Here is a 21,324-nt window from a genome sequence, read left to right as displayed (position 1 = left end):
TCGAGACCCGCCGACTCGGTCGGCGGGTCTCGCGTCGTTCTCGCGGCGTATCGCCTTACTCTTGCTCCGTGACCGAGAAGAAGAGCAGCCGTGCGAAGCGGGGAGCCGAGATCGCCGAGCAGAAGACGACGGCGGGCCGATCGTGGGCTCCGACGCCGGAGGCGAAGTCGAAGGCGTTGACATCGCGGCTCGTCGCGGCGGTCCTGTGGGCCGTCGCGATCGGGCTGGAGTCGTTCACGATCTTCTGGGTGCTCAAACAGGATGCGATCCTGATCTGGCTCATCGTCGTGATGGTGGTCGTCATCGGCGGTTTCGCGCTCGGCGGCTCGCTGCTGTGGAAGAAGGCGAACCGCCTCGACCCGGCGTCGCGCGAGGACACGGTGCGGTTCTTCGTCCAGAATCAGCTGGGCGTCATCATCACGGTCGTCGCGTTTCTGCCGTTGATCGTGATGATCTTCCTGAACAAGGACATGGACGGCAAGCAGAAGGGGATCGCGGGTGGCGTCGCGATCGTGATCGCCGCCGCCGTGGGGCTGGCGTCGGCGGACTGGAACCCGCCGTCGGTGGAGCAGTACAGCGTCGAGACGAACGTCGTGAAGGAGCTCACGGGCGAGGATGAGGTGGTCTGGGTCAAGGGAGGATCCGCCTTCCACGTCTGCGAAGACGTTCCGGATCTGCGTCGCTCGACCAAGACCAAGGAGCACGGGACCGTCGCGCAGGCCCATGAGGCGAACATTCCACGCCTGACGAAGAAGTGGACGTCCGAGGCGATCAACAACTGCGGGTACACCCCGGAGCAGGTCGATGCGGTCCTCGGCGAGGTCGACGATGTGACCTCCACACTCGACGAGGGGCAGTACGTCGAGACGTCCGGTACCCCGGAGGTCGTGGCGCCGAAGTAACGTCATCGATTGTGAGCGTGCTGAATCAACTGTCCTCCTGGCCCGTCGACAACGCGGCAGGTGCGATCGTCACCGACGACGGCGTCGTGGCCGCACACGGCGACGTGTCGCGCGTGTACGAACTCGCGTCGGTCACCAAGCTGTTGGTGGCGCGGGCGGTTCTCGTCGCCGTCGAAGAGGAGGCGGTCGATCTGACGACTCCGGCAGGTCCGCCGGGGGCGACGGTGGCCCACCTGCTCGCACATGCGTCCGGGCTGGCCTTCGACTCGCCGCGGGCGCAGACGGCACCCGAGCGGGAGCGGATCTATTCGAGTGCCGGATACGAGGCGCTCGCCGATCTGGTGGCCGCCGAGACGGGTATCGAGTTCGCCGACTACCTCGCCGAAGCCGTGTGCGAACCGCTCGGCATGACCTCGACGGTGCTGGCGGGCCCCGCCGGGCACGGTGCGCGCTCCAGCGTCGCCGACCTCGCCCGGTTCGCGGGTGAACTGCTCTCGTCCACTCTGCTGAGCGGTGCGACGGCCACGGCGGCCCGGACCGTCCAGTTCCCGGGCCTCGACGGGTTCGTGCCAGGCTACGGACGGTTCCGGCCGAACGACTGGGGCCTGGGACCCGAGATCAAGGGCGCCAAGACGAGACACTGGACCGCCCTCGCGCACTCGCCGTCGACGTTCGGGCACTTCGGACAGGCGGGCACCTTCCTATGGGTGGACCCGGTGCGCCGGGCCGCGGCCGTCGTTCTCACCGATCGCGCGTTCGGTCCGTGGGCCAAGCCGCTGTGGAGTGAGTTCAATCAGGGCATACTGGATGAAATCGACTCGTGACGTGTGACGTCCGGATGTAAGCGAGGATGACGCCGTGCGTGAACTCACCAGCGATGATCTCGGGCTTCTGCTCTCGTTGTTCGCGGTGCTCCTGCTGGCGTTCGCGGCGAACTTCCATTTCTCCCGGAAAGCCGTGCGACGTCATCGGAAGGCGGCGATGGGCTTCGTCGTACTGAGCTTTCTCGGTGAGCTGTCGACGGTGATCGCGATGATGCTCACCTGGGTCGCGTTGTGGAGTCCGGGGGCTTGGGAGCGGATCGACGATCTTCTGGTGTTCGTACCGGGCACTCTCTCGGTTACCTGCGCGGTCCTGCTCACCGTCGAATCGGTGTGGTCGCGCATCACCCACATCCTCCACGCGGAGAGCGACCAGGCGCTCCTCGCGATCCGGGAGGACGACGAGGAAGACGCGCTCTAACCGACCTGCCTGTGCAGCCAGGTGACGTCTGCGCCGGCCCCGCCCATCCGGTAGTTCTCCAGGGCGTCGTCCCATGCGGTTCCGAGAACGGCGTCGAGCTCCGCGGCCAGCCCTGCGCTGTCGGGCTGCGCGTCCATCAACGCGCGCAACTGCATCTCACCGATCATCACGTCGCCGTTGGCGCTCGTCGAACCGCGCCAGAGGCCGAGGCCGGGCACATGGCTGAATCGCTCGCCGTCCACACCGTCGCTGGGGTCCTCGGTGATCTCGAAGGCGAGACCGGGCCACTCGCGCAGTGCGGACGCCAGACGGGCCGCGGTGCCGACGGGACCGGTCCAGTCGACGGTGGCGCGCATCCGGCCGGTCTCGGCGTTCTGCGGCGACCACTCGAGGTCGGCGCTGGCGTCCAGCGTCGACGACAGGGCCCACTCCACATGTGGGCACAGCGCGACGGGAGAGGCGTGGATGTACACCACGCCTGTCGTCATGTCCGCAAACTGGTTGAGATTGCGCACTGGTCATTCACCTCCGGGTTCGACGAGGAACGTCTTCCCCAAGGCACCGCGTCGAATCCGGCTAGCACATTGCTGGTACAGATTATGCCTCGTGAGGGGCGTGTTGCGCTAGTGCTTTCTGTTGCGATGTGCTTCGGAGGTGCGGAGGAGGCGGACAGTCGGAACCGAGACGCGTCGTCGACGGGACTCGATCCCGCTTGTCACAGCGGGATGTTGTTGTGCCTGCCGCGCCGCGCGGGAGCGGCGGCGAGCGCCTCGGCTATGCGGCTGCGGGTGGTGGCGGGGTCGATGATGTCGTCGACGACGCCGATCGACTGGGCGCGGCCGACACCGCCCGCGATCTGCTCGTGCTCGGCGGCGAGCCGGTCGTGCAGCGCCTCGCGTTCATGCTCGGGGGCGGCCGCGAGGGTCTTCTTGTGCAGGATGCCGACCGCGGCCTTGGCGCCCATCACAGCGACTTCGGAGCCCGGCCACGCGAACACGGCGGTCGCGCCGAGGGCGCGGGAGTTCATCGCGATGTAGGCGCCGCCGTAGATCTTTCTGGTCACCAGAGTGACGCGGGGCACCGTGCATTCGGCGAACGAGTGCAGGAGCTTGGCGCCGCGTCGCACCACGCCGTTCCATTCCTGGCCGACGCCGGGCAGGTAGCCGGGAACGTCGGTGAGGACGACGAGCGGGATGCCGAAGGCGTCGCACAGGCGGACGAAGCGCGAGGCCTTCTCGGCGGCCTCGGAGTTCAGGCAGCCGCCCATGCGGAGCGGGTTGTTGGCGATGACGCCGACCGCGCGCCCGGACAGGCGGCCGAAGCCGATCGTGATGTTCGGAGCCCACTTGGCCTGGAGCTCTTCGAACGTAGATATCTCGGTGATCCCGTCGGCGGCGAGCTGGCGGTCGAGCAGGTTCTCGACGATCGGGTGCACGTCGTAGGCGCGGCGATTGGACTCGGGCAGCAGCGCGCGCAGATCGGTGTCACCGGCCTCGGCGTGCGCCCGGTTGAAGTGGCCCTGCTGCGCGAAGGTCGACACCAGACGCCGCGCGCGCCAGTACGCGTCGAACTCGGAGTCGGCGGTGATGTGACTGACTCCGGATCGCTTTCCGTGCGTGTGGGGACCGCCGAGGTCTTCCATGCTGACGCTTTCGCCGGTCACCGATTTCACCACGTCGGGACCGGTCACGAAGACGCGTCCCTCGGGAGCCATGATGACGACGTCGGTCAGAGCCGGTCCGTACGCCGCGCCGCCCGCTGCGAAGCCGACGACGACGGAGATCTGCGGAATGTATCCGGAGGCGCGGACCATCGCCTCGAAGACGCCGCCCACCGCGTGGAGGGCTTCGACGCCCTCGGCGAGTCGAGCGCCGCCGGAATGCCAGATGCCGACGACCGGAGTCTGCTCGGCGATGGCGGTGTCGATCGCGTTCACGATGTGAGCGCAACCGATCACCCCCATGGCACCGCCCATCACGGTGCCATCGGTGCAGTAGGAGACGGTGCGAACACCGTTGACCTCGCCGATGGCCGCCAGCACACCCGATCTGTCTCGAGGGTGCAGGAGTTCGACGGAGCCTTCGTCGAAGAAGGTGGTCAACCGAAGCAGCGGGTCACGGGGATCCGTCGCTTCCTCACGGCCGGGGATGGGAGCCAGTGTGGTCATCGGTTTCTCCTATGCGAGGGGCGAATCAGTAACGGCCGAACGTCAGCGCGACGTTGTGACCTCCGAATCCGAAGGAGTTGCTCAGCGCGTAGTCGATCTGTCCGCGTCGAGCCTGTCCGTGCACGACGTCGATGTCGCCGCACTCCGGGTCGAGCTCTTCGAGATTCAGCGTCGGTGGAATGACGGAGTCCTCCACCGCCTTGACGGTCAGGACGGCTTCGAGAGCGCCGACGGCGCCGATCGAGTGTCCCAGCGCCGACTTCGGCGCGTAGATGGCCGCATGATTGCCCACGGCCGCCTGGATGCCCTCCGATTCGGCGGTGTCACCGATCGGAGTCGAGGTCGCATGCGCGTTCACATGCGTGATGTCCGACTTCTCGAGACCGGCGGTCTGCAGCGCGCGGGTCATGGCCCGCGCATTGCCCTGACCGGACGGATCCGGTGCCACCAGGTGGAAGCCGTCGGACGTGATGCCCGCACCCAGGAGTCGAGCGTGGATGTGAGCACCGCGCGCTTTGGCGTGGTCCTCGCGCTCGATGATCATCATCGCGGCGGCCTCGCCGAAGACGAAGCCGTCGCGGGCCTTGTCGAACGGACGGGACGCCGCGGCCGGGTCGTCGTTGCGCGTGCTCATCGCACGCATCATCGAGAACGCGGCGATGGGAACGGCGTCGATGTGTCCTTCGACGCCGCCGCACACCACCATGTCGGCGTCACCGAACACGATGTGCCGCCAGGCGTGGGCGATGGCCTCGGCGCCCGACGAGCACGCCGACACGGGGGTGATGACTCCGGCTCGCGCACCGACATTGAGGCCGGCGACGGCGGCGGGGCCGTTGGGCATCGTCATCGAGACCGCGAGCGGCGACACCTTGCGGTAGTTGCCGGTGGTCCTGATGGCGTTGTCGGCGTCGATCATCGCGTCGGCGCCGCCCATACCGGTGCCGAGCACGACGGCCAGACGTTCCGGATCCACCTCGGGTTCGCCGGCCTGTGCCCACAGGCGCTTGCTCATGATGTGCGACATCCGCTCGACGTACGCCATGCGGCGTGCTTCGATGCGTGTGACCTCCGACGTCGGATCCTCGACGAGCTTGCCGCCGATGCGGACCGGCAGTTTGTAGTCGTCGATGTAGTCGTCGGTGAGTTCGCGGATGCCCGACTGACCGGCCACGAGGTTTTCCCAGGTCGTGTCGAGATCAGCACCCAGCGACGTGGTGGCGACCATGGAGGTCACCACAACGCTGGGGAACTGTCCCCCGCGAGTGGAAAAATCGCGCAGTTCAGTCATGTCAGGCCTGGCTCGCCTCGATCTGAGCGGCGATTGCAGCGGCGGTCTCGGGGTTCTCGGCCTCGAGCTTCTGGACGTAGGCGACGGTGTCGCCGACGGTGCGCAGACCGGCCAGGTCCTCGTCGGGGACCTTGACGCCGTACTTGTCCTCGACCTGAACGGCGATCTCGACCATCGACAGCGAGTCGATGTCCAGGTCGTCGACGAAGGACTTCTCGAGGGTGACCTCCGACGGCTCGATACCGGTGACCTCTTCGATGATCTCGGCGATACCGGCGACGAGCTGTTCCTGAGTTGCAGCCACGATGTGGCTCCCTTCTAGTTCGTGTTGTCTTGCGTGTCTTCCGGAGATGCAGCGGGGTCCGCTGTTGGACAGATCGATTGCTCGACTCTCCGGTGGCCGGGTGTCTCCGGCCGCTATCCAAGTCCTGGGAGGTCCTCCAGATCGGCGGGGACCTTGACGGCGCGCTGGGGCACGCCCTTGAGTTCGCGCTTGGCGATGCCTGCGAGAGTGCCCGCGGGGGTCAGTTCGACGACGGCGTCGGTCGCGGCCTCACGCATATAGGCCGTGCAGAGGTCCCATCGGACCGGGCTGGTGACCTGTGTGACGAGCTTCTTGAGCGCGAGCGCGCCGTCGGTGACCGGCTGGCCGTCGGAGTTCGACAGCAGCGTGCGCGTCGGGTCGTTCGGCGTGATCTGCGCCGCCGCCGAGGCGACGGCCTCCTGCGCCGGGGCCATGAAGTCGGTGTGGAACGCGCCCGCGACGGCGATCTTGCGGACGCGCGCCTTCTCCGGCGCGCTCTCGACGAGTTCGTCGATCGCGGCGACCGGGCCCGCGGCGACGATCTGACCGACGGCGTTGCGATTGGCGGGGATCAGGTCGAGCTCGGCGAGCCGATCGAGGACGGCCTGCTCGTCGCCGCCGAGCACGGCGGCCATCGTCGTCGGTTCCAGCGCGCAGGCGCGAGCCATCTCGGCACCGCGAATGCCGGCCAGGAGGACGGCCTCGTCGGCCGTGATGACACCGGTGATCGCGGCGGCGGCGAGTTCGCCGACCGAATGTCCGGCGACGATCACGTCGGCGGGGGGCTCGCCGTGACGGCGCACGAGTTCGTCGTACGAGAGCAGCGCGGCGGCGACGACGAGGGGCTGGGTCACCGCGGTGTCGGTGATCTCCTCCGCGGTAGCGGTGGTTCCGAGCGCGGCGAGATCGAGCCCGATCGACTGAGACCATGCCGCGACACGGTCGCGGGCCCCGGGCAGCTCCAGCCATTCGGCGAGCATTCCGGGCTTCTGTGAGCCCTGGCCGGGCGCAAGCAACGAAAGCACGTGACTAGCGAACACCCTCAGCGGCCTCGGTGCGGGTGTTGAGTCGTATGAACCTGCACGTCGAATTTTGTAGGGTTCCTACAAAAGTGTCTTGAGTGGCACCTCCATCGTCACCCACCCGTTATCCGTTACCGCTTGTCAAACTTTTTCTCAGAATTAGACCTTGGTCCTCAGGATCGGTTGACGCGTGTGACTCATGGGGCATTTGACGCCGTTCCTTGTTGAAATCGTGTCAATCGCCCGACCGTCAGGGCCACCCGAAGGACGTATGCGTCGCGGGGGTTACTCGGATCACGGGCGGTGACGTCCGTCACCTTTTTTAGTCGATATCGCACAGTGTTCGGATGGATGTACATCTCGCGGGCACACGACTCGATCGATCCGCCCGCGTCGAGATAGGCCTCGAGTGTCGACAGGAGCGTGTCGTTGTCGCCGCCGAGCCGAGTCATCAGTGTCTCGGTCAGCATCCGGACCGCCTCGGCGTCGCCGTTGAGGGCGCGCTCGGGAAGCAGATCCGAACTGTACACGGGGCGGGGGGCGCTCGGCCAGCCGTCGACGGCTCTGATCCCGGAGATCGCCTCCACGGCGGACGCGTGGGCCGTCGTCAGATTCGGGGTGGTCGGTCCGATCACGACGGGCCCGTCGGCGAAGTGCGTCAGCAGGTCGGTCAGGAAGCGGTCGGTCTGGCGCAACGAGCCGCCGACGATGGCGACGAGCACACTGCCCTGGACCACCGAGAGCGTCGCCCTGTCGTACTGTTTGGCGGTGGTGTGGATCGCCAGCGGGACGGAGACGTTCTGCTCGGGCGGAGGCGTGCCGACGATCACTGTCGCCGGCGAGTCGCTCGGCCAGTTCAATGCCGCGGCGCGGGAGAGGAGCTGTGCGCCCTCGTCGCCGCGCACGACGGCGTCGACGACGAGCGCCTCCATCCGCGAATCCCACGCGCCGCGGGACTCGGCGGCGGACGCGTAGATCGCGGCGGCGGCGAACCCGATCTCCCGCCCGTACCGGAGGACCGACTCGGTGAGGGCGCGAAGCTGGGCGTCGTTGCGCGCCAGCAGCGGCAGCCACTTCTCGAAGAACTCCATCGCGACGCGGACCATCTCGACGGTCTGGAGCAGCGTGATGCGGCGGGCCAGATCCTGCGGGACCACCTGGAACGCCTGCACGGTGAACTTGACGTTGCCCTCCGGATCCTGGATCCACTCGACGAAGTTCACCACCGCCGTCTGCACCACGAGTTGGACGCTGGCGCGCTGATCGGCGTCGAGTTCGCTGAAGTAGGGGAGCTGGTCGGACATCGAGTGCACGGCCTCGGTCGCCAGCCGTCCGCTGTACTGCTTCATCCGGCGCAGCAGAGTGTCGGGCAGTGCGTCGTGCACCGTGGCGGGGGCGGGCACGTGCGCGCCACGATCGGCGAAGACGTCGGTGGCGCGGGTGGACTTCAGCGGTTGCTCGGACACAGTCCCAATGTAACGCCAGACGCCGCCGGTCCGGGATCTCCGGCGGCGGCGTCGTGGCGGATCGATCAGCGGCTACGCCGAACCTGGGTCGGCCAGCGAGACCGGCGCGGCCGTCGGGTCGGTGATCTGATACTTCGTCGCGGCGTCGGTGGCGACCGTGCGGTCGATCTTTCCGTCGCGAGCCAGCGCCACCAGGACGCCCACGGCGATCGACGCGGCGTCGATGTTGAAGTAGCGACGAGCGGCCGAACGGGTGTCGGAGAAGCCGAAGCCGTCGGCGCCGAGCGTCAGGTAGGTGCCCGGCACATACGCCCGGATCTGCTCCTGCACTCCGCGCATGTAGTCCGACGCCGCGACGAACGGTCCGGGGCGCTGGCCGAGCACCTCGGTCACATACGGCGTGCGGACGGTGCCTTCGCGCAGTTCCTCGCGGTCGCAGGAGATTCCATCGCGAGCCAGCTCGTTCCAGGAGGTCACCGAGTACACGTCGGCGGACACGTTCCAGTCCTCGGCGAGCAGGCGCTGCGCCTCGAGCGCATCGTTCATCGTGATGCCCGAGGCGAGGATGCCCGCCCGGTACTCGAGTTCCTGTGCGGCGGGGCGATACAGGTACAGCCCCTTGAGCAGTCCCGCGAGGTCCAGATCGGCGGGCTCGGCCGGCTGGTGGATCGGCTCGTTGTAGACGGTGAGGTAGTAGTAGATCTTCTCCGGATCGGCGCCGTACATGCGGCGGAGACCGTCGTCGACGATGTGCGCGAGTTCGTAGGCGAACGCCGGGTCGTAGGCGACCACGCCGGGGTTGGTCGCGGCCAGCAGCGGCGAGTGCCCGTCCGCGTGCTGCAGGCCCTCACCGGTCAGGGTGGTGCGGCCGGCGGTCGCGCCGATCACGAAGCCGTGCGCCATCTGGTCGGCGGCGGCCCACAGGCTGTCGCCGGTCCGCTGGAACCCGAACATCGAGTAGAAGATGTACAGCGGGATCATCGGCACGTTGTGCGTGGCGTACGAGGTGCCGACGGCCGTGAACGCAGCCGCAGATCCCGCCTCGTTGATGCCCTCGTGCATGATCCGGCCGTTCTCGGCCTCCTTGTACGCCAGCATCAGCTCGGCGTCGACGGAGCGGTAGTGCTGGCCGTTCGGGTTGTAGATCTTCAGCGTCGGGAACCACGAGTCCATACCGAAGGTGCGGGCCTCGTCCGGGATGATCGGGACGATGCGCTTACCGATCTCCTTGTCGCGCATCAGCTCCTTGAAGACGCGGACGAGGGCCATCGTGGTGGCGACCTGCTGCTTGCCGGACCCGTCCGAGACGGCCTTGATCGCCTTGGTGGTGTCCGGCTTGAGCGCCTCGGGGGTCAGGTGACGCTTGGGCAGGAATCCGCCGAGGGTCCGACGGCGCTCCAGCAGGTACTGGATCTCCGGTGAGTCCGCGCCCGGGTGGAAGTACGGGGGCAGGTACGGGTCGGCTTCGAGCTGGGCGTCGGTGATGGGCAGGCGGTTGGTGTCGCGGAACGCCTTGAGGTCGTCGAGCGTCATCTTCTTCATCTGGTGCGTCGCGTTGCGCCCCTCGAAGTGGTTGCCCAGCGTATAGCCCTTGATGGTGTGCGCCAGGATGACGGTCGGCTGGCCCTTGTGATCCATCGCGGCCCGGTAGGCCGCGTAGATCTTGCGGTAGTCGTGTCCACCGCGCTTGAGGTTCCAGATGTCCTGGTCGCTGTAGTCCTTGACCAGTTCCTTGGTCCGCGGGTCGCGGCCGAAGAAGTGCTCGCGGATGAACCCGCCGTCGTTGGCGCGGTAGGTCTGGTAATCGCCGTCGGAGGTCTTGTTGAACAGGTTGACCAGGGCTCCGTCCTGGTCGGCGTTCACCAGGGCGTCCCATTCGCGACCCCAGATCACCTTGATGACGTTCCATCCTGCGCCGCGGAAGAACGATTCGAGCTCCTGGATGATCTTGCCGTTGCCGCGGACCGGTCCGTCCAGGCGTTGCAGGTTGCAGTTGACGACGAACGTCAGGTTGTCCAGGTGATCGGAGGCTGCGACCTGCGCGAGGCCGCGCGATTCGGGCTCGTCCATCTCGCCGTCGCCGAGGAACGCCCACACGTGCTGCTGCGAGGTATCCTTGACGCCGTTGAGGTGCAGATACTTGTTGAAGCGCGCCTGGTAGATGGCGTTCATCGGACCGATGCCCATCGACACCGTCGGGAACTGCCAGAACTCGGGCATCAACCGCGGGTGCGGATACGACGGCAGTCCGCCGCCCAGACCGGCGTGGCTGTGCTCCTGACGGAAGCCGTCCATCCGGTGTTCGTCGATGCGGCCCTCGAGGAACGCGCGGGCGTAGATGCCGGGGGAGGCGTGTCCCTGAATGAACAGCTGGTCGCCGCCGCCCGGGTGGTCGAGCCCGCGGAAGAAGTGATTGAAACCGACCTCGTACAGGGACGCCGACGACGCGTACGTCGAGATGTGTCCCCCGACGCCGATGCCGGGTCGCTGTGCCCGGTGCACCATGATCGCGGCGTTCCACCGGATGTAGGCGCGGAAGCGGCGCTCCATGTCCTCGTCGCCGGGGAACTCCGGCTCCAACTCGGTCGGGATCGTGTTCACGAAGTCCGTGGACGTCAGCTGGGGGAGGGGCACGCGCTTGTCGTCGGCGCGTTCGAGCATGCGGAGCATCAGGTAGCGGGCGCGTTCGGGGCCCGCGTTGGACAGCATCGCGTCGAACGATTCGAGCCACTCGTCGGTCTCCGCCGGGTCGGCGTCGGCCAGGTACGACGCGACGCCGTCGCGGATCACCTGGACACGGCTCGACCGGGTGCCGCTGTTCGGTGTGCTCGTGGTCGGGTCAGTCACTTATCCACCTATCTACTTCTAGCGAGCGTCGAATGTTCGTCCGGTGCTCGCACATCGAGGCGGCCGTCGGGGTGATGACGGCCTGAGACAATTCGAGCACGCGAGGATTCTCGCGCACCTTGCACCTATCGTGCCCCAAATCACCGGACGAAGCAGCCGATGTGCCCAGTCACACGTTCTACTGTGCGGTAACCTCGACCCATTCCTGTCCTGAGTCGAGAGAGCGTCGTAATGGGGGTTCGCACAGCGGTTTCGGTCGTCATGGCGGTGATCGTCGGTGGCACGCTGGTCGGGTGTTCGGAGGATTCCGCCCCGGTCCACCGGCCCGCGGGCTCCTCGTCGCAGACGGCGGGTTCCGGTGACGACCAGGGCGACCATTCGGACGTGGAGCGCGCCGCCGCGGTGCAGGTGTGCCGGCAGGTGATCACGTCGGCCGGCGTCATGGTGCGCGACTACAACACCTTCATGAAGCGGCTCAACGACACGCAGTCGTACGCGCAGATCGGCTCGGAGGACGAGTGGGCGGTCGAGACGTTGCAGACCGGCGCCGACGTCGTCCGCGAGTCCATCTCGCCGTCCGTGCCCCAGGACCTGGTCGACACCGTGTCCGAGTTCGTCGACAGCTCCGAGAAACTGGCCGAGCGGATCGAGCAGAAGCAGCGCACCGCGCTCAATCGGTCATCGCAGGAGTGGGGCGATCGGCGCACCGCCGCGCTCGACGACTGTTCGGCGTTTCTGCCGACCGAATAGCGGATCGGATCGGTGCTTGGACCCCTCTTCTCGGGTGTCCTCTGTCGATATCTGGCCGAACCCTCTAGGCTGAACCACGAGTTGAACTTCGGTGAGACTTGTCAAACACACATTTATCGGGAGGACGTACTCGGTGGTAGCCGCCACGGACGACAAGGCGAGCAAGCTTGGATTCACTGCGGGGATGGTGATCCAGGAGCGAGGTTGGGACGAAGACACCGACGATGACCTGCGGGCCGACATCGAAGACGCCATTGACGCGGAGATGTTGGACGAGGACGCGATCGACGTCGTCGATGCGGTCGTGCTCTGGTGGCGCGACGACGACGGCGACCTGGTGGACGCCCTGATGGACGCCATCGGCATGCTCGCGGAGGGCGGATTCGTCTGGGTGCTCTCGCCGAAGACCGGTAAGGACGGTCACGTCGATCCGTCGGTGATCGCCGAAGCGGCGCCCACCGCGGGCCTCACGCAGACCTCCGTCGTCGCCCTCGACGACTGGTCGGGTGCACGTCTGGTGACACCGAAGGCCCGGTCGGGCAAGAAGGCATGACGACTTCCGAGCTCGCCGGCGCGGTTCCGGTCGGGTCGGTCGCCCCCGAGTTCGACCTGCGAGATCAGAACAACCGGCGCGTGACACTGTCGGGGCTGCGCGAAGACGGCGACGTCCTGGTCGTGTTCTTTCCATTGGCGTTCACCGGTACCTGTGAGGGCGAGCTCGGCCATATCCGCGACAGTCAGCCGCGTTTCTCGGACGACACGTTGACGACGGTCGCCGTCTCCGTGGGGCCGCCGCCCACGCACAAGGTCTGGTCGTCGGCTCAGGGCTACCTGTTTCCGATCCTGTCGGACTTCTGGCCGCACGGCGACGTGGCACGCAGCTACGGTGTGCTCGACGAGCAGCGCGGGTACCCCAACCGCGGCACCTTTCTCGTGGGCCGCGACGGGCTCGTACGGTTCTCGGCGATGGTCGGGCCGGGCGAGGCGCGCACCGAGGACACCTGGTCGGCGGCGCTGGCCGCTCGCAGCTGACCGGCAGCAGACGTCGCCGGGCCGAGCGGGGCGACGATCGATCCGGTCGGGCGGGACGAGAAGTCCCGTTCGGTCAGATGATGTAGTGAAGACTCTCGACGATCCTCGCACCCAAGGGGACGTCGCCTTCGATCCGGATCTCCGCCTGAGCAGCCCGCGGCCGACCGCCGGCCAGACGTGCGTAGTCGACCACGGTGGTCCGCAGGGTGACGTCGGCGGGGCCGTCGAGGTTCTCCACGACCGCCGCCCGATCGGCGACCGCGACGTGGATCGTCGCCGCGGACAGACCGGTGAATTCGAAGGTCACGGTGGAGCCTGACGGGGCGGCCGCCTTCTTGCCGACGAGGAACGGCATCACCGTCGCCATCTCCTCGAGGGTGAATCGAGCGGGGGCCTCGTTCGACGGGGAGCCGAGGCCCAGGGCGTCCCGGAGGTCCACCTCGTGCACCCAGCAGTCGTAGTTGCGGACCCGCATGAAACGTCCGTACGTGTCCGGTCCGACCGGTGTCCGGGTCTCGGCGTTCCACGCATCGTCGTCCATCGCGGTCAGATCGGCGATGCGCTTGGCGGTCACCGACCGATAGTCGGCCATGAGTTCGTCGCGGCTGCGCGCACGGTAGTGATCGAGCCAGCGTTCGTTGAGTTCCCCGATCGGATTCTTCACATGATCGAGTCGGGAGACGTCACGCGTGTCGTCGGGCGTCCGGCCGTCGAGCATGCTCTCGGTGCCCGCGATGTGCGCGACGACGTCGGCCACGCTCCAGCCGGGCAGACCGGAGTCGGCGGTCCACTGTGCGTCGTCGAGAGGCGAGACGAGATCGTCGACGGCTTGCCACTGGGTGGCGAGCGACGCGATGAGCGGAGCCTTGGCGGTGCGGGTCTGCGTCATTCGACCGAGGGTAATCCTCGGTGGTCTGTCTCGCTGTGATTGTCGAGTTTGGGCGCGGCGGCCCGACCCGATAATGTGCAGTGGAGCCGCTGCAATGTCAGCGGCCAACGCGCGTATAGCTCAGCGGTAGAGCTCTGGTCTTACACACCAGCGGTCAGGGGTTCAAATCCCTTTGCGCGCACCAGCATCCAGATCGTCCCTGGGACGTCTCCCACAACCTGCACCGACGCCACCGGACCGCTTCCCAGCGGGCCGCCGTCGCGGTCGAGTACGCGAAGGTAGCCCGGCCGGTCAGCAGTCTCACATTGAACTGCGGGCAGCGGGAGAATCAGCTGTCCCGACGATAAGTACAGTCGCGTGGCTACCGTCATCGGGCTCACTGACGGTGGGCGGGCGGTGTTGTACGTGCGGCACATGGCCGCCATACCGGCGACGGACAACGCAGGCAGGCCCGCTGACACATGAATTCGCACAGGTGCTCATCGACTATCGATATCGCTGTCGGGGAAGACATGAGCGTGGGGTCAGTGCCACGTCAGCGTGGGATACGGAGGTCTTCTGGCGGTGATGTGGTTCCTCGACAGCTCCACTTCACAACCGGAGGTCTTCACCTGTCTCGGAAACGTCCAGCTCATCTCAACCGAGAACAACGTCCCTGGACATCGCTAGTCGAACGTCGTCGGCTCGTGTCACGATGAGCTATGACCTCGATCCAGCGTCTCCGCCCTGAGGGCCTCGTATCAAGCCCTGCATTCAGTCATGTGGCAGTGGTCCCGCCAGGAGCCTCAACGATCTACGTCGGCGGGCAGAATTCGGTCGGTGCGGACGGGGTCTTAGTCGGCGGCGAAGATGCGGCTGCGCAGGCTAGTCGTGCTCTTGCGAATGCCAGGACGGCATTGGAGGCGGTGGGTGCGACTCTCGATGATGTCGTGCAGTGGACGGTGCTCTTCGTCGACGGGGTCGACCTCGCAGCCGCGTACGGAGCCATTGCTTCCGATCTCGCGTCTGACGAACCTCCGTTGGTAACGAGCGCGCGAGTCACGGGTCTCGGTGTGCCGGGAGCTCTTGTTGAAATCGGCGCGGTCGCCGCTGTCATTTGATGACGAGTTCGCGTGAGGGCTGCGAAGTGGCGCGCCTCCGACATCGATCACCGGTCGGAGGACCGGTGATCGTCGCCTACCCCCGATCCTGCTCATCGTGTCGGATACGACCCGATCCGAAGGCCGTCGCGTCGCGTCCGGTCATCAGCCGTGCGGGTTCGGGATCGGAACGCAGCGCGCGCTCGAGGTCCGCGGAGGCGGGAAGCGGCCCGTCTCCCGCGACGACGAGGATGTTGCCGGCCCGCCGTCCTTTGAACATGGCGGGGTCGGAGATCAGTTCGATGTTCTCGAACACCTCGGCGATGGTCGAGATCTCCGACCGAACCGAGATGAGGCCCCGGCGGTCGCCGCAGTTCGCTATGTAGAGTCCGCCCGGGGCCAGGAGTCGTTGCACCGCGCGAGTGAACTCGACGGTCGTCAGGTGCTCGGGCGTCAGACTTCCGCTGAACGCGTCGCGGATCACGACGTCGCGCGTCTGCTCGCGCAGACTCTCGGTCACCTCGCGGGCGTCGCCGACGCGGATACGCAGACGCGGTGCACGCGGCAGATCGAACCATTCGCGCGCCAGGCGGGCGAGTTCGGCGTCGATCTCGACCGCGACGTGGCGTGACTGCGGATAGCGGTGCGCCAGATGGCGGGGGAGGGCACAGGCAGCCGCCCCCAGGTGCAGGACACGCAGCGGGGTCGACCGATCGCGGTACGCGTCGCCGACCACCGCGGCCGCCTGACGCATGTACTCGAAGTCGAGCTGGTCGGGACGGTCGGGATCGATATGACTGCTCTGCGCACCGTTGATCGACAGCAGCCAGCCGCCGTCGACACTGTGGACGAGTTCGGCGGTGCCGGTGGAGATGTCGAAGACCCCGGCTTCGGGAGTCGGACGGGAAGCGGCCATGAGAATCGATCATATCGGGACTCGATACGATCACCGGATGCGCCAGCGCCTGCACGACCGGATCGGAATCGCCCTCGGGGCCCTCGCCGACGGGGTGTTCGGAGATCCACGGCGCGGGCATCCGGTCGCCCTGTTCGGGACCGGGGTGTCCGCGGTGGAGAAGCGCGTGTACCGGGACGACCGGGTCCGGGGCGCGGTGTTCGCGAGCGGCTGGATCGGCGTGGGCGTCGTCGCCGGATCCATCGCTCGGCGCGGTGGAGCGGTCGGCGTCGCCGCGGCGACGTTCACCTCGCTCGGCGGAACCTCGCTCTGCCGCGTCGGCGACGACATCGCCGACGCGCTCGACACCGGCGACGTCGAGACGGCCCGCGTTCTCGTCTCCGGGCTGGTCGGACGTGATCCGAGCAGGCTCGACGAGGCCGGGATCTGCCGGGCCGCGGTCGAGTCGATCGCCGAGAACACCTCGGATGCGACAGTCGCGCCGCTCCTGTGGGGAGCGGCGGCCGGAGCGCCGGGCATGCTCGGCTACCGCGCAGCCAACACTCTCGACGCGATGGTCGGATACCGATCGGACCGCTACCGGCGCTTCGGTTGGGCGGCCGCGCGTCTGGACGACGCCGCGAACCTGGTGCCCGCCCGGGCGACGGCAGTGCTCGTCGCCGCGGTGTCCGGGAGGCCACGGCAGACGTGGACCGCGGTGCGACGGGACGCCGCGGCGCACCCGAGCCCCAACGCCGGGGTCGTCGAAGCCGCGTTCGCCGGTGCCCTGGACATCAGCCTCGGCGGCCGCACCGAATACTCGCACGGCGTCGAAGACCGCCCCCGACTGGGCGACGGTCCCGCTCCGCTCGCCGCCGACCTGCGTCGGGCCGTGGCGCTGTCGCGGAGCGTACAACGCGCCGCGGCGCTGCTCGCCGTGATCGGGCGGATGTGAATCCCGTCGTCGGCGTCGATCCGAGCCACCAGGCGGGCATCGATCGACGCCGACGAGTGCGCCGGAGTCAGACCGCGATCACTTCCCGTAGCGCTGGGCGAGCTTGGTCTTGACCGCGTCGTCGGCCGTCTCGGCGGCGCCGTCGCCGATGACGCTGGTCGCCTTGACGTCGAGGTCGTTGCCGGAGAGCGAACCGGAGTCGCGGAGCATCTGGCGCATCCGATCGCGTTCGGCGCGGCTGCGGCTCTTCGGTTTGGCCGCGAGATCGGGCCGAGGGACATCGACGGGCTCGTCCTCGGCGTCGGACTCGCGGCGGTTCCGACGCGCCTTGACCTCGCTGTAGATGAAGTACGCGGCGCCGAGCGGGACCATCACACCGAACGCCAGCCACTGCAGGCCGTACGACAGGAACGGTCCGGATTCGAGCTGCGGCAGTTCTATCTCGCCGAGTGCACCGGGCTGTCCGGGGGAGAGTTGCAGGTAGTACGGGTCCAGGCCGACTCCGGTGAGCCTGGACAGCTGGGCGACGTCGATCGTGTACGCGGTCCGTACACCGCCCTCCACGCGGGGCTCCTTGCCGGGACTGGTGCCCTGCGTCTTGCGTAGCCGAGCCTGAATGGAGACGTCCCCGGTCGGAGGCGGCGACACGTCGACCTGCCCGTCGGGACCGGTTGCGACGACGCCTCGGTTCACCAGGATCGTCCGGTCGGAGCCTTGCACGCGGAATGGAGTCAGAGCCTCGATCGCGGGCCGTTCCTCCGAGTACCGGAATCGCAGCTGCACCTGATCGTCGGGCAGGTACCGTCCGGTGAGCGTCACCTCGTGCCATTCGTCGTCCGGATTCAGCGGCGTGTCGGGCGGAGCGAGGCGATCGAGGGGAACCGGCGCGGTGTCGACCGCGGCGCGTAACAGATCGTTGCGATGCTCGGTGTCGGAGTTCTTGCCGAGCTGCCACGGAGCGAGAATCGCGAAACACGCGGCGGCGAAGGCGACCACGAACACCAGGAGCAGAAGCCACCCGGGCTTCAGAAAGGTTCGTAGGACGCGCACGCCTTACAGAATACGTGTCAGTCGCGTGTGGCCAGCGTCTCGTTCGTCCACGCCAACAGTCCCGGCATCGCCGCCTCCACCTGACGGCGCACCAACGCGAAGTCGTCCTGGGTGCCGTAGTACGGATCGGGCACGTCCTCGCCGTCGGCGTCGGGATCGAAGCTGCGCAGCAGACGCACGCGGTCGCCGAGGCGTTTACGGTCGAGTTCGGCCACGTGCCCGCGATCGGCGGCGACGAGCAGGTCCGCCGCGAGATGATCCGGTGTCAGCTGCGAGGCGACGTGCTGGTCGGAGTACCCGTGGGCCAGGAGCTCGGTGCGAGCGCGGTTGTCGGCCGGTTCGCCGACGTGCCACCCGCCGGTGCCCGCGCTCGTGACCCGGACCAGATCGGCGAGTCCGGCCTCGTCGACGACACGCGTGAAGATCGACGCGGCCATCGGCGACCGACAGATGTTGCCGGAGCAGACGAAACAGATGTGCAGGGCGCGGCCTGCGGCCGAAGCCGCCGCGTTGTCAGACACCGAGTACCTTTCGCAGTTGCTCGACCGTCTCCACGATCGGCAGGTCGTATCCCAGGCCGCCGGATCGTTCCAGGGCGGCTTCCAGTTCTCCAGCGTGAGCGTAACCCCATCGGACGCCGATCGTGGGGACGAGGCACGCGGCCGCGCCCTCGACGTCGTGAGATCGGTCACCGATCATCACGACCGGGACCGTCGCCGGGTCGACGTCGAGGGTCTCCAGGACGTGTCGCACCACCGACTCCTTGTCCGCCCGGCCGACCGCGTCGTCAGCGCCCCCGACGTACTCGAAGCACGCGGTCAGACCGAAGTGCTCGACGATGTTCTGGGCGATCCGCTGATTCTTGCTCGTCGCGAGCGCGATCCGCCGTCCCGTCGCCGCGAGGTCGCGCAGGAGCTCGGCCATGCCGTCGAAGACGGAGTTCTCCAGCCACCCGGTCACGTCGTATCGCTCCCGGTACGCGCGGACGGCCGCTGCGGCGGTCGGCTCGTCGTAGCCGAGTGCGCGCAGCGACTCGACCAGCGGCGGGCCGACGATGCTCTGCAGGAACTCGGCGGGCGGCGCGGGCTCGCCGAGCACCTCGAGCGCGTACAGGAACGACCGGGTGATCCCCGGATAGCTGTCGGTGACTGTTCCGTCCAGATCGAAGAGTGCGACGGTGTGCGAGGAGGCCGGAATCATGAACTCATCGTGCACGTAGGCTGAGTCATCATGACAATCGACGTCCCCGACCACCTGCGCGACCGCCACCGGCACGGTGACGCCGACGTGGAAGCGTCGCTGGTCGACTTCGCCGTCAACGTCCGGCCCGGACCGCCGGACTTCGTGGCCGAGGCCCTGCACGAGCGGGTCGCCGATCTCGCCGCGTATCCGTCCGACGCCGAGGCCCGCACCGTCGGCCGACTCGTCGCCGACCTGCACGGACGGGACGAGTCGTCGGTGCTGCTCCTCGGCGGCGCCGCCGAGGGATTCGAGCTGATCACGCGACTGCGCCCGCGACACGTCGCTCTGATCCAACCGTCGTTCACCGAACCGGAACGGGTGCTGGCCGCCACCGGCGTGCGGATCACTCACGTCACGCTGGACGCGCCGTGGGCGCTCGCCGACGCGGCGACACCCGAGGACGCCGATCTCGTCGTCGTCGGCAACCCGACCAACCCGACGTCGGTGCTCCACCCGCGCGAGGACGTCCTCGCGCTGCGCAGGCCCGGCCGGATCGTGGTCGTCGACGAGGCGTTCGCCGACCTCACTCTCGACGGCGACCGACTGGAACCGGAGTCGATCGCCGACGTCGAAGCCGACGATGTGATCGTCGTACGCTCGGTCACCAAGACCTACGGTCTGGCCGGCCTCCGAGCCGGCTACCTGCTGGCCGCACCGGAGCTCATCGCTCGGATGACCGCCGGTCGTCGCCACTGGGCGGTCGGAACATTGACGCTCGCGGCGCTGGCGGCGTGTCTGTCGCCCGAGGGCAGGGCGTACACGCGGGTACAGGCCGACGCCGTCGCCGCCGAACGGGCCCACCTCGTGACGCGGCTCGCCGAGATCGGCCTGCGGCCGCAGGCCCCGCCCCGCGCGCCGTACGTCCTGATTCGCGTCCCGGACGCCTGGCGCTGGAAACAGGCGTTGCGCGAGCGCGGCTTCTCGGTGCGCAGCTGTGCCAACTTCGAGGGACTCGACGCCGACCATCTGCGGCTCGCCGCGCGTCCGCCCGAACAGTGCGACGCGCTCGTCGCGGCCATGCAAGATGTGAGGGACCTATTCGAGACAGGGGAGACGATCCGATGACCCGCACCCTCGCCGACGTGATCGCGCGCCTGGAGGAGGCCTACCCGCCGTCGCTCGCCGAGTCGTGGGACGCCGTCGGCCTCGTCTGCGGCGATCCGACCGAGCCGGCCGACCGCATCGTGGTGTGCGTCGACGTGACCGACGCCGTGGTCGACGAGGCGATCGCCGCCGGTGCGCAACTCGTGCTGGCGCACCATCCGCTGCTGATGCGGGGGGTCACCGGAGTCGGCGCCGACACGGCGAAGGGCGCTATCGTGCACCGACTCGTCCGCTCCGGCTGTGCGCTCTACTCGGCGCACACCAACGCCGACAAGGCTCGGCCCGGCGTCTCCGACGCTCTCGCCGACGCACTCGGTCTGGTCGACACTGTTCCCCTCGACGTCGAGCCCGCGCCGTCACTCGACAAATGGGTCGTCATGGTGCCCGAAGCGAACGTCGACCAGGTCAGCGAAGCGATGTTCGCCGTCGGCGCCGGTGCCATCGGCGACTACCGCGACTGCCGGTGGGGAGTGGTCGGCACCGGCCAGTTCCTGCCGATCGGCGACGCGTCGCCCGCGATCGGCGGTGTCGGCGAACTGACGCGGGTCGACGAGGAACGCGTCGAGATAGTCGCACCGCGTCGCCTGCGGTCGGCGGTGCTGGCCGCGCTGCGGCATTCGCACCCGTACGAGGAGCCCGCCTTCGACGTCTTCGAACAGGCCCGGGTCGACAGCGACCTCGGGCTCGGTCGCGTCGGCAGGCTGCCGTCGCCGATGCGGCTCGACGAGTTCGTCGAGCACGTCGGCGCATCGCTGCCCGCTGCCGCGTGGCCGGTCCGCGCATCCGGTGACCCGTCGTCGACGATTCGCACCGTCGCGGTCTGCGGGGGTGCGGGCGATTCGCTGGTGTCGGCGGCGACCCGGGCCGGCGTCGACGCCTATGTGACCGGCGATCTGCGCCACCATGTGGTCGACGAGGCGATGCGGGTCGGCGCTCCAGCGCTGGTCGATGCGGGCCACTGGTCCACCGAGTTCCCGTGGTGCGCGCAGGCCGCCGAGATGTTGTCCGAGTTCGGTTGCGAGACCAGCGTGTTCGCGACCCCCACCGATCCGTTCGCGGTCGTCGCCCGACGCCCTCGATGACAGGA

At 67.9% G+C, this 21,324-nt stretch carries 22 protein-coding genes and 1 tRNA gene; 11 read left to right on the top strand and 12 right to left on the bottom strand.

What is annotated here, in order from left to right; all coding sequences use genetic code 11:
• The first annotated feature begins 68 nt into the window (after positions 1-68).
• Genes BKA16_RS17675 through BKA16_RS17665 form a run of 3 tightly spaced genes read left to right on the top strand, consistent with a single transcriptional unit; the run spans position 69 to position 2,144 of the window.
• Complete coding sequence (locus BKA16_RS17675; RefSeq protein ID WP_183371906.1) at positions 69-902, top strand: hypothetical protein; 834 nt, start codon at positions 69-71, stop codon at positions 900-902.
• Between the two features lie 11 nt (positions 903-913).
• Entirely contained in the window at positions 914-1,726 is an 813-nt protein-coding gene (locus BKA16_RS17670) for a serine hydrolase (protein ID WP_183371905.1), read from the top strand.
• 34 nt (positions 1,727-1,760) lie between these two features.
• Positions 1,761-2,144, top strand: a complete 384-nt coding sequence (locus BKA16_RS17665; protein WP_183371904.1) for a hypothetical protein — start codon at positions 1,761-1,763, stop codon at positions 2,142-2,144.
• Here the strand turns inward: BKA16_RS17665 and BKA16_RS17660 are convergent.
• From BKA16_RS17660 to aceE, 7 genes are all read right to left on the bottom strand, one after another.
• Complete coding sequence (locus tag BKA16_RS17660) at positions 2,141-2,659, bottom strand: DUF3145 family protein (protein ID WP_183371903.1); 519 nt, start codon at positions 2,657-2,659, stop codon at positions 2,141-2,143. The two genes, BKA16_RS17665 and BKA16_RS17660, sit on opposite strands and share 4 nt — an antisense overlap.
• A 200-nt stretch (positions 2,660-2,859) precedes the next feature.
• Positions 2,860-4,311 carry an acyl-CoA carboxylase subunit beta gene (locus BKA16_RS17655; RefSeq protein WP_183371902.1) on the bottom strand — a complete coding sequence of 484 codons (1,452 nt, stop codon included), beginning with the start codon at positions 4,309-4,311 and terminating at the stop codon, positions 2,860-2,862.
• A 25-nt stretch (positions 4,312-4,336) separates the two neighbouring features.
• Positions 4,337-5,602 carry a KasA/KasB family beta-ketoacyl-ACP synthase gene (locus tag BKA16_RS17650; RefSeq protein ID WP_183371901.1) on the bottom strand — a complete coding sequence of 422 codons (1,266 nt, stop codon included), beginning with the start codon at positions 5,600-5,602 and terminating at the stop codon, positions 4,337-4,339.
• Between the two features lies 1 nt (position 5,603).
• Complete coding sequence (gene acpM, locus BKA16_RS17645; protein ID WP_183371900.1) at positions 5,604-5,906, bottom strand: meromycolate extension acyl carrier protein AcpM; 303 nt, start codon at positions 5,904-5,906, stop codon at positions 5,604-5,606.
• A 113-nt stretch (positions 5,907-6,019) separates the two neighbouring features.
• Positions 6,020-6,931 (bottom strand): acyltransferase domain-containing protein, encoded by a 912-nt coding sequence (locus BKA16_RS17640; RefSeq protein ID WP_183371899.1) that lies wholly within the window; start codon positions 6,929-6,931, stop codon positions 6,020-6,022.
• A gap of 194 nt (positions 6,932-7,125) precedes the next feature.
• The gene (locus BKA16_RS17635) at positions 7,126-8,394 is read right to left on the bottom strand and encodes a helix-turn-helix domain-containing protein (protein ID WP_183371898.1); all 1,269 of its coding nucleotides are present in this window, start codon (positions 8,392-8,394) and stop codon (positions 7,126-7,128) included.
• A 72-nt stretch (positions 8,395-8,466) separates the two neighbouring features.
• On the bottom strand, positions 8,467-11,241 hold the full coding sequence (gene aceE / locus BKA16_RS17630; RefSeq protein WP_183371897.1) for a pyruvate dehydrogenase (acetyl-transferring), homodimeric type: 2,775 nt from the start codon (positions 11,239-11,241) through the stop codon (positions 8,467-8,469).
• Between the two features lie 231 nt (positions 11,242-11,472).
• On the opposite strand from aceE, the gene BKA16_RS17625 reads away from it, so the two are divergent.
• The 3 genes from BKA16_RS17625 (at position 11,473) to BKA16_RS17615 (ending at position 13,023) form a co-directional block, all read left to right on the top strand.
• A complete protein-coding gene (locus BKA16_RS17625) occupies positions 11,473-11,991 on the top strand; it encodes a hypothetical protein (RefSeq protein WP_183371896.1) in 519 nt (172 codons plus the stop codon).
• A 133-nt stretch (positions 11,992-12,124) separates the two neighbouring features.
• Entirely contained in the window at positions 12,125-12,544 is a 420-nt protein-coding gene (locus tag BKA16_RS17620; protein WP_183371895.1) for a DUF3052 family protein, read from the top strand.
• Positions 12,541-13,023, top strand: coding sequence for a peroxiredoxin (locus BKA16_RS17615; RefSeq protein ID WP_183371894.1), 483 nt, complete (start codon positions 12,541-12,543; stop codon positions 13,021-13,023). Before BKA16_RS17620 ends, BKA16_RS17615 begins: the two co-directional genes overlap by 4 nt.
• A 73-nt stretch (positions 13,024-13,096) precedes the next feature.
• On the opposite strand, the gene BKA16_RS17610 is transcribed toward BKA16_RS17615, so the two are convergent.
• Positions 13,097-13,912: a maleylpyruvate isomerase family mycothiol-dependent enzyme gene (locus BKA16_RS17610; protein WP_183371893.1), complete on the bottom strand. Its 816-nt coding sequence runs from the start codon at positions 13,910-13,912 to the stop codon at positions 13,097-13,099.
• A gap of 109 nt (positions 13,913-14,021) precedes the next feature.
• Between BKA16_RS17610 and BKA16_RS17605 the strand changes: the two genes are divergently transcribed.
• Positions 14,022-14,096 (top strand) — tRNA-Val (locus tag BKA16_RS17605).
• 517 nt (positions 14,097-14,613) lie between these two features.
• On the top strand, positions 14,614-15,012 hold the full coding sequence (locus BKA16_RS17600) for a RidA family protein (protein ID WP_183371892.1): 399 nt from the start codon (positions 14,614-14,616) through the stop codon (positions 15,010-15,012).
• 76 nt (positions 15,013-15,088) lie between these two features.
• On the opposite strand, the gene BKA16_RS17595 is transcribed toward BKA16_RS17600, so the two are convergent.
• Complete coding sequence (locus BKA16_RS17595; RefSeq protein ID WP_183371891.1) at positions 15,089-15,907, bottom strand: spermidine synthase; 819 nt, start codon at positions 15,905-15,907, stop codon at positions 15,089-15,091.
• Between the two features lie 37 nt (positions 15,908-15,944).
• Here BKA16_RS17595 and BKA16_RS17590 point away from each other — a divergent pair, with 37 nt between their 5' ends.
• Positions 15,945-16,841: a cobalamin biosynthesis protein gene (locus tag BKA16_RS17590; RefSeq protein ID WP_183371890.1), complete on the top strand. Its 897-nt coding sequence runs from the start codon at positions 15,945-15,947 to the stop codon at positions 16,839-16,841.
• 78 nt (positions 16,842-16,919) lie between these two features.
• On the opposite strand, the gene BKA16_RS17585 is transcribed toward BKA16_RS17590, so the two are convergent.
• The 3 genes from BKA16_RS17585 to BKA16_RS17575 are packed head-to-tail and all read right to left on the bottom strand — an operon-like array spanning position 16,920 to position 19,091.
• On the bottom strand, positions 16,920-17,891 hold the full coding sequence (locus BKA16_RS17585) for an SURF1 family cytochrome oxidase biogenesis protein (RefSeq protein ID WP_183371889.1): 972 nt from the start codon (positions 17,889-17,891) through the stop codon (positions 16,920-16,922).
• Between the two features lie 17 nt (positions 17,892-17,908).
• A complete protein-coding gene (locus BKA16_RS17580; protein ID WP_183371888.1) occupies positions 17,909-18,412 on the bottom strand; it encodes an arsenate reductase/protein-tyrosine-phosphatase family protein in 504 nt (167 codons plus the stop codon).
• The gene (locus tag BKA16_RS17575; RefSeq protein WP_183371887.1) at positions 18,405-19,091 is read right to left on the bottom strand and encodes an HAD hydrolase-like protein; all 687 of its coding nucleotides are present in this window, start codon (positions 19,089-19,091) and stop codon (positions 18,405-18,407) included. Before BKA16_RS17575 ends, BKA16_RS17580 begins: the two co-directional genes overlap by 8 nt.
• Before the next feature lie 30 nt (positions 19,092-19,121).
• Here BKA16_RS17575 and cobC point away from each other — a divergent pair, with 30 nt between their 5' ends.
• Positions 19,122-20,198 (top strand): Rv2231c family histidinol phosphate aminotransferase CobC, encoded by a 1,077-nt coding sequence (gene cobC / locus BKA16_RS17570; RefSeq protein ID WP_183371886.1) that lies wholly within the window; start codon positions 19,122-19,124, stop codon positions 20,196-20,198.
• Positions 20,195-21,319, top strand: a complete 1,125-nt coding sequence (locus BKA16_RS17565; RefSeq protein WP_183371885.1) for a Nif3-like dinuclear metal center hexameric protein — start codon at positions 20,195-20,197, stop codon at positions 21,317-21,319. The genes cobC and BKA16_RS17565 overlap by 4 nt, the downstream gene beginning before the upstream one ends.
• Positions 21,320-21,324 lie beyond the last annotated feature (5 nt).

The organism is Gordonia humi, from assembly GCF_014197435.1.
GTDB classification, from domain to species: Bacteria; Actinomycetota; Actinomycetes; order Mycobacteriales; family Mycobacteriaceae; genus Gordonia; species Gordonia humi.
Note: the sequence above shows the minus strand (reverse complement) of the source record. Positions and strands in the feature narration are given on the sequence as shown.

What these genes read in the sequence shown, in the direction of transcription:
- BKA16_RS17595 (WP_183371891.1), bottom strand. Translation starts at nt 15,907, where the DNA reads ATGGCCGCTTCCCGTCCGACTCCCGAAGCCGGGGTCTTCGACATCTCC.
- BKA16_RS17655 (WP_183371902.1), bottom strand. Translation starts at nt 4,311, where the DNA reads ATGACCACACTGGCTCCCATCCCCGGCCGTGAGGAAGCGACGGATCCC.
- BKA16_RS17615 (WP_183371894.1), top strand. Translation starts at nt 12,541, where the DNA reads ATGACGACTTCCGAGCTCGCCGGCGCGGTTCCGGTCGGGTCGGTCGCC.
- BKA16_RS17590 (WP_183371890.1), top strand. Translation starts at nt 15,945, where the DNA reads ATGCGCCAGCGCCTGCACGACCGGATCGGAATCGCCCTCGGGGCCCTC.
- BKA16_RS17575 (WP_183371887.1), bottom strand. Translation starts at nt 19,091, where the DNA reads ATGATTCCGGCCTCCTCGCACACCGTCGCACTCTTCGATCTGGACGGA.
- cobC (WP_183371886.1), top strand. Translation starts at nt 19,122, where the DNA reads ATGACAATCGACGTCCCCGACCACCTGCGCGACCGCCACCGGCACGGT.
- BKA16_RS17610 (WP_183371893.1), bottom strand. Translation starts at nt 13,912, where the DNA reads ATGACGCAGACCCGCACCGCCAAGGCTCCGCTCATCGCGTCGCTCGCC.
- BKA16_RS17650 (WP_183371901.1), bottom strand. Translation starts at nt 5,602, where the DNA reads ATGACTGAACTGCGCGATTTTTCCACTCGCGGGGGACAGTTCCCCAGC.
- BKA16_RS17565 (WP_183371885.1), top strand. Translation starts at nt 20,195, where the DNA reads ATGACCCGCACCCTCGCCGACGTGATCGCGCGCCTGGAGGAGGCCTAC.
- BKA16_RS17625 (WP_183371896.1), top strand. Translation starts at nt 11,473, where the DNA reads ATGGGGGTTCGCACAGCGGTTTCGGTCGTCATGGCGGTGATCGTCGGT.
- BKA16_RS17600 (WP_183371892.1), top strand. Translation starts at nt 14,614, where the DNA reads ATGACCTCGATCCAGCGTCTCCGCCCTGAGGGCCTCGTATCAAGCCCT.